Source organism: Nibrella saemangeumensis, from assembly GCF_039541915.1.
In the GTDB taxonomy this organism is placed as follows: Bacteria; Bacteroidota; Bacteroidia; order Cytophagales; family Spirosomataceae; genus Nibrella; species Nibrella saemangeumensis.
Genome location: NZ_BAABHD010000084.1, coordinates 621,956 through 639,758, shown reverse-complemented (window position 1 = coordinate 639,758; position 17,803 = coordinate 621,956). Strand labels below are relative to the sequence as shown.

Annotated in this window: 16 protein-coding genes; 3 read left to right on the top strand and 13 right to left on the bottom strand. The window is 52.2% G+C overall.

Going from position 1 to position 17,803, the window contains the following annotated elements; translation table 11 throughout:
• The first annotated feature begins 101 nt into the window (after positions 1 to 101).
• Complete coding sequence (locus tag ABD949_RS30260) at positions 102 to 848, top strand: phosphatidylinositol-specific phospholipase C/glycerophosphodiester phosphodiesterase family protein (protein WP_345250235.1); 747 nt, start codon at positions 102 to 104, stop codon at positions 846 to 848.
• On the opposite strand, the gene ABD949_RS30255 is transcribed toward ABD949_RS30260, so the two are convergent.
• The 4 genes from ABD949_RS30255 to ABD949_RS30240 all read right to left on the bottom strand — a co-directional run bounded on the left by ABD949_RS30255 (position 849) and on the right by ABD949_RS30240 (position 6,817).
• On the bottom strand, positions 849 to 2,129 hold the full coding sequence (locus ABD949_RS30255) for a hypothetical protein (RefSeq protein WP_345250233.1): 1,281 nt from the start codon (positions 2,127 to 2,129) through the stop codon (positions 849 to 851).
• Positions 2,130 to 2,252: 123 nt separating this feature from the next.
• Positions 2,253 to 3,422: a hypothetical protein gene (locus tag ABD949_RS30250; protein WP_345250231.1), complete on the bottom strand. Its 1,170-nt coding sequence runs from the start codon at positions 3,420 to 3,422 to the stop codon at positions 2,253 to 2,255.
• 141 nt (positions 3,423 to 3,563) lie between these two features.
• A complete protein-coding gene (locus ABD949_RS30245) occupies positions 3,564 to 6,089 on the bottom strand; it encodes an ATP-dependent Clp protease ATP-binding subunit (protein WP_345250229.1) in 2,526 nt (841 codons plus the stop codon).
• Positions 6,090 to 6,154: 65 nt separating this feature from the next.
• On the bottom strand, positions 6,155 to 6,817 hold the full coding sequence (locus ABD949_RS30240; RefSeq protein WP_345250227.1) for a WbqC family protein: 663 nt from the start codon (positions 6,815 to 6,817) through the stop codon (positions 6,155 to 6,157).
• A gap of 128 nt (positions 6,818 to 6,945) precedes the next feature.
• Here ABD949_RS30240 and ABD949_RS30235 point away from each other — a divergent pair, with 128 nt between their 5' ends.
• Positions 6,946 to 7,821: a lysophospholipid acyltransferase family protein gene (locus ABD949_RS30235; protein ID WP_345250225.1), complete on the top strand. Its 876-nt coding sequence runs from the start codon at positions 6,946 to 6,948 to the stop codon at positions 7,819 to 7,821.
• Between the two features lie 43 nt (positions 7,822 to 7,864).
• On the opposite strand, the gene ABD949_RS30230 is transcribed toward ABD949_RS30235, so the two are convergent.
• The 6 genes from ABD949_RS30230 to mltG all read right to left on the bottom strand — a co-directional run bounded on the left by ABD949_RS30230 (position 7,865) and on the right by mltG (position 13,305).
• Positions 7,865 to 8,905: a hypothetical protein gene (locus ABD949_RS30230; protein ID WP_345250223.1), complete on the bottom strand. Its 1,041-nt coding sequence runs from the start codon at positions 8,903 to 8,905 to the stop codon at positions 7,865 to 7,867.
• A gap of 47 nt (positions 8,906 to 8,952) precedes the next feature.
• A complete protein-coding gene (locus ABD949_RS30225) occupies positions 8,953 to 9,573 on the bottom strand; it encodes an L-threonylcarbamoyladenylate synthase (RefSeq protein WP_345250221.1) in 621 nt (206 codons plus the stop codon).
• Between the two features lie 31 nt (positions 9,574 to 9,604).
• A complete protein-coding gene (locus tag ABD949_RS30220) occupies positions 9,605 to 10,648 on the bottom strand; it encodes a glycosyltransferase (RefSeq protein ID WP_345250219.1) in 1,044 nt (347 codons plus the stop codon).
• Between the two features lie 167 nt (positions 10,649 to 10,815).
• On the bottom strand, positions 10,816 to 11,784 hold the full coding sequence (locus ABD949_RS30215) for a YihY/virulence factor BrkB family protein (protein ID WP_345250217.1): 969 nt from the start codon (positions 11,782 to 11,784) through the stop codon (positions 10,816 to 10,818).
• A 40-nt stretch (positions 11,785 to 11,824) separates the two neighbouring features.
• Entirely contained in the window at positions 11,825 to 12,232 is a 408-nt protein-coding gene (locus tag ABD949_RS30210) for an acyl-CoA thioesterase (protein ID WP_345250441.1), read from the bottom strand.
• Positions 12,233 to 12,267: 35 nt separating this feature from the next.
• Positions 12,268 to 13,305 (bottom strand): endolytic transglycosylase MltG, encoded by a 1,038-nt coding sequence (gene mltG, locus ABD949_RS30205; RefSeq protein WP_345250215.1) that lies wholly within the window; start codon positions 13,303 to 13,305, stop codon positions 12,268 to 12,270.
• A gap of 267 nt (positions 13,306 to 13,572) precedes the next feature.
• On the opposite strand from mltG, the gene ABD949_RS30200 reads away from it, so the two are divergent.
• Positions 13,573 to 14,772 carry an MFS transporter gene (locus ABD949_RS30200; protein WP_345250439.1) on the top strand — a complete coding sequence of 400 codons (1,200 nt, stop codon included), beginning with the start codon at positions 13,573 to 13,575 and terminating at the stop codon, positions 14,770 to 14,772.
• Positions 14,773 to 14,791: 19 nt separating this feature from the next.
• On the opposite strand, the gene ABD949_RS30195 is transcribed toward ABD949_RS30200, so the two are convergent.
• The 3 genes from ABD949_RS30195 to ABD949_RS30185 form a co-directional block, all read right to left on the bottom strand.
• A complete protein-coding gene (locus tag ABD949_RS30195; protein WP_345250213.1) occupies positions 14,792 to 16,270 on the bottom strand; it encodes a glycoside hydrolase family 30 protein in 1,479 nt (492 codons plus the stop codon).
• A 103-nt stretch (positions 16,271 to 16,373) separates the two neighbouring features.
• Positions 16,374 to 16,694, bottom strand: coding sequence for a hypothetical protein (locus ABD949_RS30190; protein WP_345250212.1), 321 nt, complete (start codon positions 16,692 to 16,694; stop codon positions 16,374 to 16,376).
• Positions 16,695 to 16,769: 75 nt separating this feature from the next.
• Positions 16,770 to 17,690 carry an oxygenase MpaB family protein gene (locus ABD949_RS30185; RefSeq protein WP_345250211.1) on the bottom strand — a complete coding sequence of 307 codons (921 nt, stop codon included), beginning with the start codon at positions 17,688 to 17,690 and terminating at the stop codon, positions 16,770 to 16,772.
• Positions 17,691 to 17,803: the final 113 nt, after the last annotated feature.

Below are 17,803 nucleotides of genomic sequence, written 5' to 3'. Positions count from 1 at the left end.
GCGGTGTAAGACAAAAACCAGAGGCTCTAGTAATTATTACCATATCCTGTTACATTTGTTTAGTGCCCTTTACCCCAAATCTATCGAATAGCGACTCAACCATGATGCGACTCTTGCTTTTTCTGCTGCTGCCCACCTTCTGCTTCGGACAACAGATTCACGCTCATAATGATTACGAAAAGAAACGACCGTTTACCGAAGCCTATGAGCAGCGGGCTGATTACATTGAAGCGGATGTGTTTCTGGTAAACGGAAAACTGGTTGTGGCCCATACCCGCAGCGAAGTTGACACCAGCCGCACCCTGGACCAGCTCTACCTTAACCCGATTATGCAGCTATTTACGCAACATAAAGGAAAAGTCAGCCCGGACCGGAAATATTCATTTAACCTGGTTATCGACATAAAAGATAAAGCGGAGGAAGTAATGCCTATACTGGTTGGGATGATCCATCAGCATATGGATGTTTTTAACCGGCAGGTAAACCCCAACGCCATACAAATTGTCATCAGCGGCAACCGACCCAAGGTAAACAACTACGTGGATTTTCCGCACTTCATCCTGTTCGACGGCCGTCCGGGTGAGGTGTACGATGACGAAACCCTCCGCCATGTCGCTCTCATCAGCGATAACTTTCGCAGCTATTCCCGCTGGGACGGCAACGGCGACTTACCCGACGATGATAAAAATAAACTGAAGCGAATCATCAAACGGGCTCACGACCAGGGCAAACCCATACGTTTCTGGGCTATTCCTGACAACACCAACGCCTGGAAACAACTCCGTAAGCTTGGCGTCGATGTAATCAATACCGATAAGGTGGTAGAAGCAACGGCCTTTCTGCGGTAATTACCGGAAAACGTACAGTAGCGAGAAGTTCGGCTGGAGCGTAGCCGCTGCCGACAAGGTCCAGCCCTCGGCCCTCCGGTTTTCGGGGTCGGCCTGCTGTGGCGTATTCATAAAGCGGTTTGCCGTGATACTGGCCACCGTTGCCTCCAGAATAAACCGCTCCCGGAGCAGGTAAGCCAGCCCCAACGATCCACCAGCAGCCACGGTACGCTGTTTGATGGCGAATGAAAACGAAGGCTGGTTTCTGTTTTCACGCCGAAGCTCACCCCACTGGTAGCCAACATACCCAGCCACAAACGGGCGCAGCCGGTTAAGGCCAATGTATTTTTTCAGATAAGGCTGAAGCCCAATCATGTTTTCTGTTTCCTTAGAAAGGGCAACATTGAACTGGCTTACCGACTTGTTGTTCCGAATGGATACTGGAATGTCTACGCCCAGAAGCAGGTTGTCGCTTACAAAAACGCCCAGCGACGGTGAGATCGTAAACGAGCTGTTTCTGGCATTGGATTCGGAGTAATTGGTATTCGTACCGGACGTGATGGATCGCTGTCTGAAGCCGTAGCGGCCACCCGTCAACTGCATTGCTCCGCCCGCAATCCAACGCCCCCGCTGGGTCTGGTACCCGGTAACCGTAGGTGAGAGCGAACCGGTTGCGGTACTGCCCGTTAGCAGGGTAAGGCCCAAATTAAAACTGGTAAACGAGAACGGAAACGCTGTCGACTGCGAGAAAGCTTCCAGACCCAGCCGATCCGCCACGAAATACATTGCGCCCAATTGCGTGAATGGGCTGAGGCTGATTGAACGATTATTGGATGCTGAACTACTGAAAAAATAGGTGGGCGATCCTTCCTGACCACTTCTCAGCCGACTGCTCAGATCGTTTCGAGAATAAGCCCCGCCAACCCCACCGCCGGCAAACACGCGCCACTTCTGATCTCCCCAATACCTCCTGACAAAAGCATTTAGCCCGTACGTATAATCGCGCCGGAAATAAAAGCTCATTCCAGGTGCAGATACCGAAGCACCAGGTGTTTCTGTGTGGCTCCACTGGCTCCGGGCATTTACGGATACACCAAACAGCCAATGATCCCGAACGAACCAGCCTTTGGTAAGCTGGACATCGAAAGCCGGTACCTGGGTTGTGGCCGGCGCCACGGTTCCCCGATTGACATTTGAGTAGGCTACGTTGATACTGCCGGTCAGCAGACCCCGCCCTTTTTCCGTCTGGGCCGGGGATGAAAAGTTCAGCAGCAGCAGGGAAGCTACAAAAATAACCCTCATATGAAGTGTTTTGTTGGTTCGCTAAACTAACACTTCCGGGCAGAATCGTTACAACTGATTTTCTTAATTTTTCTGAAAAGCCTTTATTTCGGAGGCAGTGGCCATACGTGCGATGCAGGGAGGTTACAAAAACGCGTAGGACAACGATAAGCCCGGCCGCAGTGTGGCCCGGATATCCCCGAAGTGCTGGCGGATTTCGCCGTCGCGGGTCTTGGACCAGCCCCCCCCAATCCGGCCCAGTTCACCTTCCAGAATAAAACGCGTGCCAATCATGTACGCCATGCCGGCGCTGATGCTGGCTCCGTAGGTATCTGTGGTTGTGCCATCTTCCTGCCACTGCCAGGATGCCTGCAGCGCAGCAAAGGGAGTTAGCTTCTGCGTAGTGAAATATTTTTTCACAAACGGCTGAACACCGGCCGTCCAGCGCTCTACTTTGACCTGCGCCTGACCAGGGGTATTTAGGTAAGCATCGGTCAGAATATTATAGGAAAACGGAGCCGCTACCCCAACGACCAGCCGATCAGCAACTACGTAACCAATGGATGGACTGACCGACACGCCCCGGCTGTTTTCCTGGCGGAATACTTCATTTTTGCTTTCGCTGGGAATCAGTTGCCGCATCTGATCGGTCAGTAAAAAACCGCCGGCCAGCATCCAGTTGGTAGCCATCAACTGATTCTGGGTAGGTAACACTTTCAAAGGCCGGGCCGGCAATCGCCCCCCAGTAACCATAACTACGCCCACCCCCAGATTACTAATGGTCAGCGGGAATGCTGACGAACGCGTGGTGGCTTCTACCCCCCAGCGGCTATTCACAAAATACACAAACCCGGCCTGGACTTCCGGCATCAGGCGCATCCGGTGATCACGTAATTGGGTAAACCGGTTCGATGTAGACATCGATTTGTTCTGCGCCCAGTCGTAGGCGAACGAGAAGCCTCCGCCGAGATACACCCGCCAGTTTTGCCGGCCCCAATACCGGCGGATATAAGGAGAAAGACTTGTTGTTAAGGCCAGCTTATCGTTTCGCGTGTCATACCCGATTCCCAGTTCATTATGCAACATACTCCCCAGAGCCGATGCCTCCAGCCCCACCAGCACATCCTTCCGCACAAAATACCCTTTGTTCACAAATACCTGAGCGTCGATACTCCGGCCTCGTTCGAGGTACTTTTCCGTTGTTATCAACTGACCACCAACGCCACTAGACCAAAATCCCCGACCTTTTTCTGTTTGGGCTACCAGGGTACCCGTACATAAGGTGAGACTCATTAAGGTTATAATAGCTTTCATGTGCTTAGGTTTGTCTATCAGATTATAAATGAACACATTTATTATTAAAATGCATTTTATTGTTCATATATATTTATCAACCGCCCTAAAGCAAAAAACCCCAACAGCGTGAGCTATCGGGGTTTTCACTGAACTTTGTATTTATTCTACTACCTTCTGACTCTGCGTGGTAATGGTCAGTTGATCGCTGCTACCGTCGTAATCGGCCAGGATCACATCGCCCTCGGCCATTTCACCTTTCAGGATCTCCTCGGCGACGGGGTCTTCGAGGTACTTCTGAATAGCACGGCTCAGCGGACGGGCACCATACTGCGGGTCGTATCCTTTCTCGGCCAGGAAGTCTTTTGCCTTTTCGGTCAGTTCGACTTTATAGCCCAGGCTGGTTACCCGGCCCAGAAGCTTATTCAGCATCAGGTCAATGATGCGGTGGATGTCTTCCCGCAGCAGTGAGTTAAACACGATCACATCGTCCAGACGGTTCAGGAACTCCGGCGAGAACGCTTTGCGGAGTGCATTCTGAATCGTACTCTTCATCAGGTCGTCCTGACTTTCTGACTTGGAACGGGTAGCGAAACCGATACCGGAACCGAAGTCTTTCAGGTCACGAACCCCAATGTTAGAGGTCATGATGATGATGGTGTTGCGGAAGTCGACCCGGCGGCCCAGACCGTCGGTCAGGATACCATCGTCGAGTACCTGCAGCAGGATGTTGAACACATCCGGGTGCGCTTTCTCGATTTCGTCGAGCAGGACCACACTGTATGGCTTCCGGCGAATCTTTTCCGTCAGCTGACCACCTTCTTCGTAACCTACGTAGCCCGGAGGAGCACCAACCAGCCGGCTTACGGAGAACTTCTCCATATACTCCGACATATCGATCCGCACCAGCGCGTCTTCCTTATCGAAGAGGTACGACGCCAGCACTTTCGCCAGCTCCGTCTTACCGACACCCGTTGGACCTAAGAAGATAAACGAACCAATTGGCTTCTTCGGATCTTTCAGACCTACTCGCGTCCGCTGGATCGCTTTCACCAGTTTCTCGATGGCGGCATTCTGACCAATAACCCGGCCTTTCAGTTCCTCACCCATGTTGATGAGTTTCTTGCCTTCGTCGTTGGACACGCTCGTTACCGGGATACCCGTCATCATGGCTACCACTTCGGCGACATTGTCTTCGTTCACCGTGTAGCGACGCTTCTTGGTATCTTCCTCCCAGGCCTGCTTGGCACGCTCCAGTTGGTCGATCAGGCGTTTCTCCTTATCACGCAGTTGCGCGGCCTCTTCGTACTTCTGGCTCTTCACGACCTGATTTTTCTCCTTCTTAATATTCTCGATCTGCTCTTCGAGCTTCAGAATATCGTCGGGCACGGTAATGTTGCTGATGTGTACGCGGGCACCCACTTCGTCGAGTACGTCAATAGCTTTGTCCGGCAGGAAGCGATCGCTGATGTAGCGTTCCGACAGTTTCACGGCTGCTTCAACGGCCTGCTGCGTGTAGTTAACGTGGTGGTGATCTTCGTACTTATCCTTGATGTTGTTCAGAATCTCGATGGTTTCTTCTACCGAGGTAGCATCAACCATGACGACCTGGAAGCGACGGGCCAGGGCACCATCTTTCTCAATGTACTGGCGGTACTCGTCCAGCGTGGTAGCACCAATACATTGGATGTCACCCCGCGCCAGCGCCGGCTTAAACATATTCGAAGCGTCGAGTGAACCCGAAGCGCCACCGGCACCCACGATGGTATGCAACTCATCGATGAACAGGATCACTTCCGGGGATTTCTCCAGTTCGTTCATGACCGCCTTCATCCGTTCTTCAAACTGGCCCCGGTATTTGGTACCGGCTACCAGCGACGCCAGATCCAGGGTCACCACCCGCTTGCCAAACAGCACGCGGGAAACTTTCTTCTGAACAATCCGCAGGGCCAGACCTTCCGCAATTGCCGTCTTACCAACACCCGGCTCACCAATCAGGATCGGATTGTTTTTCTTCCGGCGGCTCAGGATCTGGGCTACGCGCTCAATTTCTTTTTCGCGGCCAACGATCGGGTCCAGCTTACCCAGTTCGGCCAGCTTGGTCAGATCCCGACCAAAGTTGTCCAGCACCGGGGTCCGCGATTTCTCAGCGCCTTTCGGATCTTTTCCGGAGCCTGAGCCACCGCCAAACATGCTGCGTGCATCGTCGCCATCATCGTCAGTTTCGGGTCCCATGTGCGGACGGGAGCCCGAGGATTGGTACTCTAACATCTCCTTGATGACTTCATAGTTAACGTTGAACTTATTTAAGATCTGAGTGGCGACGTTGTCCTCGTCGCGCAGAATCGAAAGCAACAGATGTTCGGTACCAATGAGTGGGCTTTTAAAAATCTTAGCTTCCAGGTAGGTGATCTTCAGCGTTTTCTCCGACTGACGCGTCAGGGGGATATTCGCCAGATTTTTTACGTTATTGGTTGCCGTTCCCTTGGTTGCCTGTTCAATGGTCACGCGGAGTTCATCCAGCGAAATACCTAATTTTTTCAGCAACCCAACAGCTACCCCCTCGCCTTCGCGAATCATGCCCAGCAGCAGGTGCTCCGTCCCAATATAGTCGTGCCCCAGCCGCAGTGCCTCTTCCCGGCTCAGCGATATAACTTCTTTAACGCGGTTTGAAAATTTTGCTTCCATTCGCTTTGGGTCTCCAGTCGTAAGCGTTACAATAGCGTAACGAAATTTTTTTTGGGTTTGTTCATTCAGGACACTACCCTTATTTGGCTTTTTTTCAGCACATCCAAAGCGGTTGGTCCCTGGCAGAACAAAAGGTCGATAATACTCAGATTGGGTACAAATACATTGCCAAAATTCTGAGTATAGGGCCAGCTTTGGTAAAATAAATAGTCACTCTCCCGCTGGCGGGCATTTAGCCGTGACCGGGCATCAAATACCTTCCCGAAAAGCTCTTTCTCATACCAATCTGTCAGCGACAGGTCGACCCTCTGCCCTAACAAATGCAGACAGATTGTCAGTAACTCCAGATTCAGGTCAAACAGAAAGTCAGCTTGTTTCCGGATAACCGGTTCCAGGTACGGTGCATAGTACTCAAAAAAAGGGGCCTTACCATAGGCCGCGCTTAAGCAGCGCCAGTGCCGGTCTTGCCAGGCCTGCCGGTTATCGATCCGGACATCCCGAATTGGCTGCTTATGGGTGCCGTCCTGGACCGGGACCGTCAGACAATCTACCTTGTTTGACGTCAGAACGTAGCAGCGATTTCTGTAACTTTGTTTCTGATAGTGCTCTTTTGCTTCAATCCGGACGCGATCGAACCTCAGCAGGCCAGCCATATAATCGAGGCTGGGCAGGTAATGAAGTTCAATCAGCAACTCATGGACATCCGCTCCAGTTTGGTATTTTTCCAATAAAGAGTGGGTTAATCGTTACCAAGTAACGGAAAAAAGTAGTATAGTCAAATTTTTTTACAAAAATTTAATTATTGGGGTACCGGCTCCGAAAACCCTTACCAGGGGCGGTACAGCGTCTGTTTCAAATGGTATTTTTTCGGTTATTGTCAAGACTGCCGTTCCCGGTTCTTTACGGGATGGCCAATGCGTTATATTTTCTGCTGGCTTACCTGATCCGTTACCGCCGGGGAACGATCCGCGAAAACATGAAAGCCTCTTTTCCGGAGCTGACCGATGCAGCCATAAACCGGCTGACGAAGCAGTTCTACCGGAATCTGACCGACCTGATCGTTGAAACGCTCAAACTGCCCGGCCTTCCGGCCAGCGAACTGGCGCAGCGGGTTACCTTCCACAACGATGAACCGGTAAGGGCTTATTTAGCAGGGGGACAGGCAATCATCGGGATGGCCTCGCACCAATGCAACTGGGAGTGGATCCCGTCGGCCTCCGTGTTGAACGGCATGCCGGTCGACAGCGTTTACAAGCCCCTGAAGAGCCCCTTTTTCGAAAAGTTAATGCACCTGCTTCGCTCCCGTTTTGGCGCTTACCCCCTGCCGATGAACAAAATACCCAGGGAGATGGTGGCTCGCCGGCACATGCCCCGCATTGTAGCATTGGTTGCCGACCAGGTCCCTGACCAACCGGAGCATGGCTACTGGATGCCGTTTCTGCACCGAGACACCCCCTTTTATCCCGGCACCGAACGGCTGGCCCGCAGCTTCAATCTGCCGGTATTTTTTCTGGAGACTGTACGGATTCGACGTGGTTATTATAAGGCTACCTTTTACTCCATTGCCGAGCCGCCATATGACACGTTGCCAAATGGTGCCATTCTGGAGCGGTATCGTGACCTGCTGGAGCAATCGATCCGGCACCACCCCGCCGACTGGCTATGGTCACACAAACGCTGGAAACACACAAAAGAAACGTATGAGGGAAGAATACAGGTCAAATTAGAATGAAAAAGGAGCCCCTCGGCTCCTTTTTCATTCTAATTTGATAAGCTTACTGATATTGAATATAGATCGGCTTCGGATCTTCGGTGAGAACTTCTGCCGCCGTCATCAGGTGATGCGGTGGTTTCTTCACGTCATTGTGGTAGAAGATTTTGAAACCGGTATACTGCACCATTTCTTTCTTGATATAATCGCGGTAGCTGTCGCGCTTCAGGACGGGCTCCCCCCAGCCGTCCATGTGCATAACAATCTGCACATTGGGGTTGAGTTTGATATTCTTATAGTTCGTCACCATACGCTGCGTAAAACGGTGAACCACCAGAATTTTGGTGGGCAGGTTGTGCTCCTGCTTAATGCGGCTCAGGAAATTAACGGCATAGTTGATGTCCGCGGCATCGTACGTACCAATCTTGGTACCCGGGCGGGCACCGGTCTTCATCGAAAATTCAGGGTCGATACCCAGGTGAACATACGGTAACGTCAGGTATTTCTCCAAGTAGGGCAATTCCTGCTGCAGGGTTGATAAGCCCACCTGAACATCCAGGAAACAGATGGCGTTATGCTCAGCCGCCCACTTAATGACTTTCCGGATGGTATAATCAGTCATCCGAAGCCGGTATTTTCCGTCTTTACCCGGAGCACCCTGGGCGGTGATCGCCACCAGGTGAAGGGCCTGCTGAACGGGCTTGGACGGATCCGCTTTTTCCCAGTTTTTAGTTTCGCGATCCAGCCTCCGAAGCATTTCGTCCTTAGGATATTCGCCCAATACGCCCATTCTCTTCGAGTGCGGGTTACCGTAATAAGCCAGAATCCGCTTATCAGGCAGTATAGAGCCCGTGATCTTGGGACCTATAAGTCGCAGAGAGTCTAACGGTGTCAGCTCTTTGCCGGCCGCGGCCGGAGTGGTTGATGCCGCAGTGGTTACCACGGTATCCCGGCTAACCGCCAGTTTTGTGTTACTGGTTTCGGGGGCAGCCTCGGCCGACGTATTCGGGTCTGACTTAGCGGCCTGATCGGATGAACTGTTTTGGCACCCCCCGATAATAAGGGCTGAGAGAACGAGTAATTGAAAAGATTTGGGGAAAATCATATGAAATAGAATAACCATTGAGCGTTAAACATACTAAAAACTCAAATTCAAACCGAGTAATCGCCCAGCCCTTCGCGAATAATTTCAAAGGTATCCGTTGTGGCATCAATTATGGTAGATGGTACATTTCCGCCATAGCCACCATCAATGACAATGTCGACCTGATGCTGATACTGTTCAAAAATCTCTTCAGGATCAGTAGGATATTCCGCAATTTCATCGTCAGCTTTAATTGACGTCGTAATGATTGGATTGCCTAATTCGGAGACGATCTGGCGGGGAATAGCACTGTTTGGAACACGAATACCGACCGTTTTTTTGGTGGCATTGAGAATTTTCGGTACCCGGTTACTGGCATCCAGGATGAATGTGTAGGGACCCGGCAACAGCCGCTTCATCAGCTTGAATGCCTGATTGCCGACTCGTGCGTAATCGGCAATATGACTCAGGTCATAGCAAATAAACGAAAAATCATTTTTGTTCGGCTTGATACCTTTGATGCGGGCTACCCGCTCTACCGCCCGGGTGTTGTGGATGTCGCAGCCCATACCGTACACCGTGTCGGTTGGGTAAATAATGACCGCACCATTGCGGAGGGCATTTACTACATGAAGTATTTTGCGTTCTTCGGGAGTTTGAGGGTGTATTCGGATAAATTCAGCGGGCATACGGTCTGGACTTTAAGGAGCATAACCACGCTCAGGTCAGATTGGCTTTTAGTCTGAGCAAACGGGGGTAATTCCGGCATTGGATGTAGCGCCGGTAGGCCCCGTTGACCGGAACCCGCAGGCGGCAAAGCAGCAGAATGGCCGCCGTTATCGGGTCTGGCTCCTCCATATACTGTAAGAGTTTGCCAAACTGCAGTGCCAGATCAAACTGTTCTGCGTAAAAACATTTACGCAGAAACCGACGAACCCGGCGGGCCAGTGTACGATACTCATCGGGGGTTTCGCAGTGATCGAAGGCTTTGTAGCAAACCTGTAAGGTGGAGTGCAGAATACGGTTATCGCTGCGGATTACCTGCCGGGAGAGGGAGTCATCCAGATGGCGTTTATGGGTCAATACTTCATCGAGGTAGGCGTACTGGTAATGGCGCGATGTACGAATCCAGAAGTCGAAATCTTCAAACCAAAGAGTTTCGTCGTACCCACCAATAGCATCCAGTACCTCCTTGCGTATCATCATGGTGGGGGTACAAATAAAGTACGATTCCAGCACATGACGAAACACGTTGCCAGATGGTACTTTCTGCCGGGCCTGCCCTTTTTCATTGATCGGGTAATGGTAACCCAGCAGTCTACCGGCTGGATTTATGTACCCGGCATTGGTAAAGACAACGGCGTAGGACTCAGGCAAACGCTCAAAAAAGGCAACCTGCCGGGCTATGCGTCCCGGCAGCAGTACGTCGTCGGCAGACAGGTCGATCACGTAGCGGCCACCCGCTAGCTTTAAGCCCTGATTGAAAGCCCGGCAAAGGCCAATGTTTTCTGCGTTCCGGATAAATACCACGGCCGGATGCTGCTGAACAAACGCCTGAATCCGATCGGCCGTGCTGTCGGTGCTGGCGTTATCAATCACGATAAGTTCGATATTAGGGTAACATTGGGCAACCACCGAATGCAGAGCATCGGTAACGAATGCTTCGTGATTGTAGCTGGTACAAATAACCGAAACCCACGGCCTTAACTGATTCAGGAAAGGCGTCATGGGCAGATTATTTTCTTTTCCGGTGATCGACTGCATCGGGGTATATCAACACACTATCTAAACGAACAAACCGTCAGTTTCTCACACCCATTCGATTAATAGTGGATAAAAGTAGGAGGATTTTCGACTGCCTGCGGTAAATTATTTATCGAACGGAAAATACTCATAGCCAAAGGCTGTCAAACGTAAAGGACAACCTATGCCTAAGTAGTTGTCGTTACTCCGGCGGGTTCTTCGGGCTGGATAATTTTCTCTTCTACGATAGGGTCACGCTCTCCTTCCAGCTTATAAAGGCAGTCATTGATCTCAAAGCCGATAATCAGAATCAACGAAACCAGATTTATCCAGATCATCAGCGCAATGAGCGTTCCGATGGACCCGTATACTTTATTATAGGAACTGAAATTCGAGACATAGTAAGAAAATATGTACGTGGTCAATACGATCAGCACCGATGCAGTAACGCAGCCGGGCGTGATCAGTCGCCACTTCATGTTTACATCGGGTCCGTACCGGTACATGACCGCTACTACACCCACAAATACCCCAAAAACAACCAGGTAACGCCCCAACGTGACAGTACGGGTCAGGATATCGCTTAAAATACCCAGCTGCTGCAGGTAACTGGTTACCACTCCCCCAACCACCAGAACGGTTATAGCCAGAAACAGGGCAAAGGTCAAGGTAAAGGTTAAGCCCAGCGCAACCAGTCTTCGCTTCAGAAAACTCCGGTGCTCCACAATTTTGTGGGAGGAGTTAAAGGCGTTCATCAGCGCCATGACGCCGTTGGTAGCCGCAAACAGAGCGAAAAGAAAACCGAACGACAACACGCCCCCCCTTGGCCGGCTGATGATATCGTGGATGGTGGTGTCGACGACCTTAAACGTAGGTGCCGGAATAACCTCCGCCAGAAACACAAAAATTTCCTTTTCTAAATTCTCAATAGGTATGTAAGGAATCAGCGTAAAAAGGAAGATGAACGACGGAAATATGGCCAGGATCAGGTTAAAAGCCGCCGAAGATGCCCGTTCACTGGTATCATTATCGACGATCTTTTTACCCATTCCAATGAGGAAGTCATACCAGGTCGTTTTAGAATTCAGGGCATACGTATTCTTCAGTCGAAGGATAGTCCGCTGCACAAACGCCAGGTTCTTCAACTTTTCTAACATAGTACGGTAGATAACTTACCTATGCCGTTTAACCACCCCCTTAAAAAAAAGGTTTTAGCTTATTCAGCCATGCGGCCGGCATGGTACAGAGCCGGCCGGTATCGGCCCGCTGGAAGACCAGTGTGGTCTCGCCCGTGTTCAGTAATACCCCCTCCTGGTTCACGATTTCGTACTGAAACAGAATGCGCGCACCGGGAAGTTGCGGAATTATTACTTTGACCGTCAGCAGGTCATCGTAGCGGGCCGGCTGGTGGTAGCGGGTTTTCATTTCGTATACCGGCATCATTACCCCCGAGGCTTCCAGTTCCTTGTAACTAACCCCTATGCTCCGCAGGGACTCTACCCGCCCAATCTCGTAGAAACGGGCGTAATTGCCGTAATATACATACCCCATCTGATCGGTATCGGCATACCGGACTCGGAGGCTGGTTACTTCGTAGCTAAACATAACTGGCATGATGAGCGCAGACTCCTTGTCTGCGCTCATCTCATGATTTTCCGCTGGTTCAGGGCACGCTGGTAAATACGGGCGTTGGCGAGATGCTCGGGATAAGTACGGGCGAAGTTGTGGTAGCCGGAGAAATCTTCCCTGGCCACAAAATACAGGTAGTTATGATTTTCGGCGTTCAGCACGGCATCGATAGACGACTCCGAGGGTAGGTAGATCGGACCGGGCGGCAGGCCGGCATACCGATACGTATTGTAGGGTGAGTTGATCCCTTTGTGGACATTCAGCACCCGGCGGATGCTGAAATCACGGGCCGCAAAAATCAGGGTCGGGTCAGCCTCCAGCTTCATGCCCTGCTTCAGGCGATTCAGGTACACGCCGGCCACACGGGGCTTTTCGTCGTTTTTCTTAGTTTCACCCTCCACAATGGAGGCCAGAACCTGCACCTCGGTCTGGGACAAGCCCAGTGCGGCAGCTTTTCGCCTGCGCTCTTCGGTCCAGAAATTCTTGTACTCTTTAGCCATCCGGTCCAGAAATTCTTTGGGCTTTACCGTCCAGAAGAATTCATAGGTATCCGGGATAAACATGCATACGATAGTGGTGGTATCAAACCCATACTGTTTCGTTACGGCTGGATCCCCGAGCAGGCCGGCCAGGGTGTCGGTGCCAAATTCGAGTTTGTTGCCAATCCGCTTCACCAGGTCCTCTTTCAGACGAATGCTGTTGAAGGTAAGCTTTACCGGATCCTGATCACCGCTCCGGAGCTTTACAATGGCGGCATAATTTCCGGTTTTAGGCTTAATCACGTACCGGCCATATTTTACGCTCTGGGGATACTTCATCAGCTTGGCCAAAAACCGGAACGACATTTCGTCGTGGACTACATCGTGCTTCTTCAGCGTATCCATTACCGTCTCATACGTTGCTCCGCGGGGAATGTACAACTCAAACGCTTCGTCGTTTTCACCTACCTGCAGGTTCGGTGTTTTGAATACCTGCCAGGCATAAAAGGAAAAGGAGGCCATCAAGACACAAATGAAAATAAAGAGGCCGATCTTAATATTACGGGACATATAACAGAATTTTCGAGCACAAAAGTAAGGCAAACCCACCGGATTGGAAACTTGAATTTGAAGCCTTCTGCCTCTATAACGTATGCACCTGCAGGGACCTTGCTTTTAATCGCCGGCAGCCGCCGTATCACTGGCGTTAGAATTATCTGGATTTTTAAAACCTTTCTGACCGTTTCCTAATCAGTGAAGGCGCTGCGGAAACTAAAGCGGGCAGCCCGTAGTTGGCTCACTAAACGATTAGATGCGGCTTTGGCTTTGCAGGGAAATATGATTACCAGTACGACTACCTCCACCCGTTCAACGCTTTATACCCTTCCTTTCTGGCTGCTCTGTATGAGTAACTTTCTGTTCTCAGCCAGTTTCCAGATGCTGATTCCTGAACTTCCCGATTACCTTATAGGGCTGGGTGGCCGGGAATATGTGGGGTTAATTATTGCGTTGTTTACGTTCACGGCCGGTGTTTCGCGCCCTTTTAGCGGTAAAATCACCGATACCGTCGGCCGGGTGCCGGTCATGGCATTTGGGTCGGTGGTCTGCTTTCTGTGTGGTTTTCTGTACCCCTACCTGCTTACCGTTTGGGGCTTCCTGATGCTCCGGTTGCTCCACGGCTTTTCTACAGGCACCAAGCCTACCGCAACAGCTGCTTACGTGGCCGACGTGGTACCTGTCGACCGGCGGGGAGAAGCCATGGGTGCCCTGGGCCTGTTTACCGCTACGGGTATGTCGCTGGGGCCGGCCATTGGCAGTTGGGTGGCAGACGCCTACTCCATGGATGCCCTGTTTTATATATCCTCGGTTTTTGCGCTGCTTTCCATTCTGATTCTGCTCCGCATGCCCGAGACGCTGGACCATCAGCAGCCGTTCCGACTGAGCCTCCTAAAGCTGAAAAAAGAAGAGATCTTTGATAAACAGGCAACCAAGCCCTTTATCGTGTTGCTGCTCCAGTCGTTTTCATCGGGCGCGGTACTGACCCTCGCCCCGGCGCTGAGCAGTTCCCTGGGCATCACCAACAAAGGTCTTTTCTTTACCGTCTACACCATTGCGTCGCTGGTCATCCGCCTTACTTTCCGGCGCTCCTCAGACCGCTATGGCCGGGTGCCGGTCATGGCCGTATCAACGGCGGTGCTGGCGGCCGGAATGGCCGTGCTCACCCTCGCCGACAACCAGGTTTTGTTTTACGCAGCCGGTATCCTGTTTGGTATGTCGTGGGGAATGAACAGCCCAACCGTACAGGCCTGGACGGCCGACCTTAGCGCGGAAGGCACTCGCGGCCGGGCGATGGCTACCATGTATATTGCGCTGGAAGCCGGAATCGGTATCGGAGCCGTTCTGTCAGGCTATCTGTTCAACCACCTGGAACTGGGAATGGAAGCTTCTTTTGGGGTGTCGGCGGTGCTGGCGCTGCTGGCAACACTGTACCTGGGGTGGCTCTGGCGGAAAAACCACCTGGCCGGGGTAGTCGGGTAAAGCAGTTTAGCGCCATTGGCTATTTCCAGACATAGGTACCCACGGCCCCACCGGTTAGTGTGGTAGAAACAATTTTGCCCCGGAACCTGATGTTAAAGGTTTGTGAATTGCGGGCTTCGTTTAAAACAATCAGCACTTTTGACCCGTCCGGCGTTTTAAACGCAACATTGTGTAAGGTACCTGGCACGTTGGAACCCAGGCGCACGGAACCCGGCCGGACAAATTTGGCGGCATGGGCAATGATGTAGTAGGATACATTATGCGTCACGCTGGTCCCGATGGTCAGGGCTCCCAGACAGGTGGTGCAGCCGCCAGGGGTACGCGGGCCATAATTGGTGTCGGTAGCCAGGTTCCACTCCAGCGCATTCCGGCTCCAGTTGCGGGCAGATCCAATCACGACATTTTTCAGGTGCCATTTCAGGTCACCGCCGAAGTTGCCGTTCGTGCCGGTATACTGTTCCGTGAAATACAGGTTCTTGTCAGGATGAGCGTTGCGTACCTGAGACATGGCTCTGATGTCGCCGGCGTACAGGTGAAAGCCGGAGCCATCGACATACTGCTTAGCGGCCGGGTCGTTCAGGATGGCGATGGGGTAATTCGGGTTATCGCAGTTGTGGTCGTACAGGATAATTTTAGTGGTCAGGCCGGCGGTTCTCAAAGCCGGACCCAGGTTGTTCTTGATAAAGCTGGCCTGTTCGGCGGCCGTCATGTACATGCTCGGATTGTTGTTCGGGTTCAGCGGCTCGTTCTGGACAGTAATGGCGTCAATGGCAATGCCCTCCGCTTTCATGGCCTGAATGTATTTTACGAAATAGTTAGCGTAAGAGCCGTAATACTCCGGCTTCAGGGTGCCGCCAACCGAACTGTTGTTGCTTTTCATCCAGGTCGGCGGTGACCAGGGAGTAGCCACCAGCTTAACAGCCGGGTTAATCGTCAGAATCTGCTTCAGTACCGGCAGCAGGTCCGGTCGTTCCATGTCAAGGGTGAAATTCGTAAGGTTAGGGTCGGTTTGTCCGGCCGGCATATCGTTATACGAGAAGACCGACGGGCTGAGGTCCGACGCGCCGATGCTGAGTCTCAGGTAGCTGATTCCAATGGCGTTACCCGTAGTGCCAAACAGCTCAGTTAACAGCGCGTCGCGGCTGGCGGTACTCATCCGGTTGATAACATAAGCACTGCCGCCGGTCAGGGTAAACCCAAATCCGTCGATCGACTGAAACGTCTGGGTTGTGTCGACGTCGATAGTCAGGTAGCGGTTGGTGGTATTGCTGAATACCAGATTTGTAGCCTGTTTGGTAAACAACGCTGATTTATCGGGGGTAGTCAGCCAGAACTCAACGCTACCAGTCGCAGCAGCTGCGGTTACCCTCGCTCCGGCGTCGGAGTCCCGAGAAGTCAGGCTATCAGGGTTCAGCCGGCAACTGCTGGCTACGCCCCATAAAAAGCTTACAATCAGAATGGCTATGGCTAGGGAATAACGTTTGACAGGACTGCGCATAAGTCGGTTCGAAAGGCTTGATTGCGAAAGTTACAATTTCCTGATCATCCGCAAAAAGACCAGCCCTGATTTCGGCGCTGGTCCTGGCTCTTGCCAGTACCGTCTAGCTGGACCCTCCCGGAATGCCTGTTTCCGTGGAGCTTTGCGTGGTGTGGCCGCCCCCCTCAGACGTCCCTCCTCCGCCGGTGGTGCCCCCGCCCTGCGGTAATTTCTGTTTTGAGGTCGTTGTATCGTTGGTCGTACTACCGCGTCCACCGGTTTGCTGTCGCCGGTGTCCTGCTTTGCCGCCATTGGTTGTTCCACCCCCACCGGTAGTACCCCTTCCCTCGGCAAACCGCTGTTTTGAGGTACTGCTGTCGTTGATGGTTCCGCCCCGGCCGCCTTCCCCGCTGTTCGGTGCATAAAACCGGTTGCTCTGTGCCATATGCTGGTGTAGTTTGTTGTTCACAGTTAACCGGGAGCCGTGCGAAGTGTTTGGTACAGACCACCGGGGGGTGTCTTACTGCTTTGTAGAAGGCGGAGCCTCATTCATCCGGCTCAGCAGCTTTTCGGGTCCCATGGCTTCAATGTCCGGCACGCCTTTCGGGTAAGAATGGTGGAAGGTATTCTCAATCAGGGTAGGATACGGCTTGAACGTAAGCCAGCGGAGAGGCCACTTCCGCAGCCAGAGTGCGCCTTCCAGCGCTGCCCGGAACCATCCCGGCGGTGACTGGTATCCAAAAGCCTGACGCAGGGGCTCACTGATAAGCGCAGCAAACACCGGCTTTACAACGGGGCGTAAAAATCGGGGAAACCAGCCCTCCACCACCCGCACATTGGCGTCGGCCACTTTCCGGTTACTTTCGGCATACCGAAAATGGCTAGCTTCGTAAGCAGCGGTATAGACCCGGAATGCGTCCAGGCTTTCTGGAATATCGTGTAAGTGCATCCGCCGGCCCACCTCCCGGAAAAAGTAGTAAAATGCCTGTTCTTCATGGGGCGTCAGCTGACGCCAGCCATAGCGGTTGACCCAGTTGATGGGATAAAAAATGAACGTTGACAGCACGAACAAGAAATCCTCGTTGGCTATCCGGTAAAACCCATGAATACGGTTCATGTGCTCAATAGCCCGGCGACCGGTTTCGCTGTCGAGACCATCCTGGATGAACCGGGCAATCAGAATGGAGGTATCGTCGTACCGGCGCTGGCCGTGGTGTTCAAACTCACCCGTCCGGTGGGTCAGGGCAGAAATACGCGGACTGGCGAAGGTATGAAACAGGGCTAGTTCCAGCGCCCGGTTTATGTCAAACGGAAATTCGTAGCCAATCAGCAACTGGACCATGCGCTCGTAATCCCGCGCCGGGTCGAGGGTGCGGAGTTCCTGCCGGACGGCTGGATTACGAAATACACCCAGCAAACGATGGTATTCGGACTGTGCCATTTTTATTGCTGTTGTTTTACCGGGAAAAAACCCCTTTAGCAATTAAATAAGGTATAATGAGCCAGAGCAGCCCTTTGATCAGAAAGAAAAGAAAGCCTGCCCAGCCAACCCGC

Coding starts and splice junctions, on each gene's coding strand:
- ABD949_RS30245 (WP_345250229.1), bottom strand. CDS start 6,089: ATGGAAGCAAAATTTTCAAACCGCGTTAAAGAAGTTATATCGCTGAGC.
- ABD949_RS30190 (WP_345250212.1), bottom strand. CDS start 16,694: ATGGCACAGAGCAACCGGTTTTATGCACCGAACAGCGGGGAAGGCGGC.
- ABD949_RS30250 (WP_345250231.1), bottom strand. CDS start 3,422: ATGAAAGCTATTATAACCTTAATGAGTCTCACCTTATGTACGGGTACC.
- ABD949_RS30200 (WP_345250439.1), top strand. CDS start 13,573: ATGATTACCAGTACGACTACCTCCACCCGTTCAACGCTTTATACCCTT.
- ABD949_RS30220 (WP_345250219.1), bottom strand. CDS start 10,648: ATGCAGTCGATCACCGGAAAAGAAAATAATCTGCCCATGACGCCTTTC.
- ABD949_RS30215 (WP_345250217.1), bottom strand. CDS start 11,784: ATGTTAGAAAAGTTGAAGAACCTGGCGTTTGTGCAGCGGACTATCCTT.
- ABD949_RS30185 (WP_345250211.1), bottom strand. CDS start 17,690: ATGGCACAGTCCGAATACCATCGTTTGCTGGGTGTATTTCGTAATCCA.
- ABD949_RS30210 (WP_345250441.1), bottom strand. CDS start 12,232: ATGTTTAGCTACGAAGTAACCAGCCTCCGAGTCCGGTATGCCGATACC.
- ABD949_RS30225 (WP_345250221.1), bottom strand. CDS start 9,573: ATGCCCGCTGAATTTATCCGAATACACCCTCAAACTCCCGAAGAACGC.
- mltG (WP_345250215.1), bottom strand. CDS start 13,305: ATGTCCCGTAATATTAAGATCGGCCTCTTTATTTTCATTTGTGTCTTG.
- ABD949_RS30195 (WP_345250213.1), bottom strand. CDS start 16,270: ATGCGCAGTCCTGTCAAACGTTATTCCCTAGCCATAGCCATTCTGATT.
- ABD949_RS30230 (WP_345250223.1), bottom strand. CDS start 8,905: ATGATTTTCCCCAAATCTTTTCAATTACTCGTTCTCTCAGCCCTTATT.
- ABD949_RS30235 (WP_345250225.1), top strand. CDS start 6,946: ATGGTATTTTTTCGGTTATTGTCAAGACTGCCGTTCCCGGTTCTTTAC.
- ABD949_RS30260 (WP_345250235.1), top strand. CDS start 102: ATGATGCGACTCTTGCTTTTTCTGCTGCTGCCCACCTTCTGCTTCGGA.
- ABD949_RS30255 (WP_345250233.1), bottom strand. CDS start 2,129: ATGAGGGTTATTTTTGTAGCTTCCCTGCTGCTGCTGAACTTTTCATCC.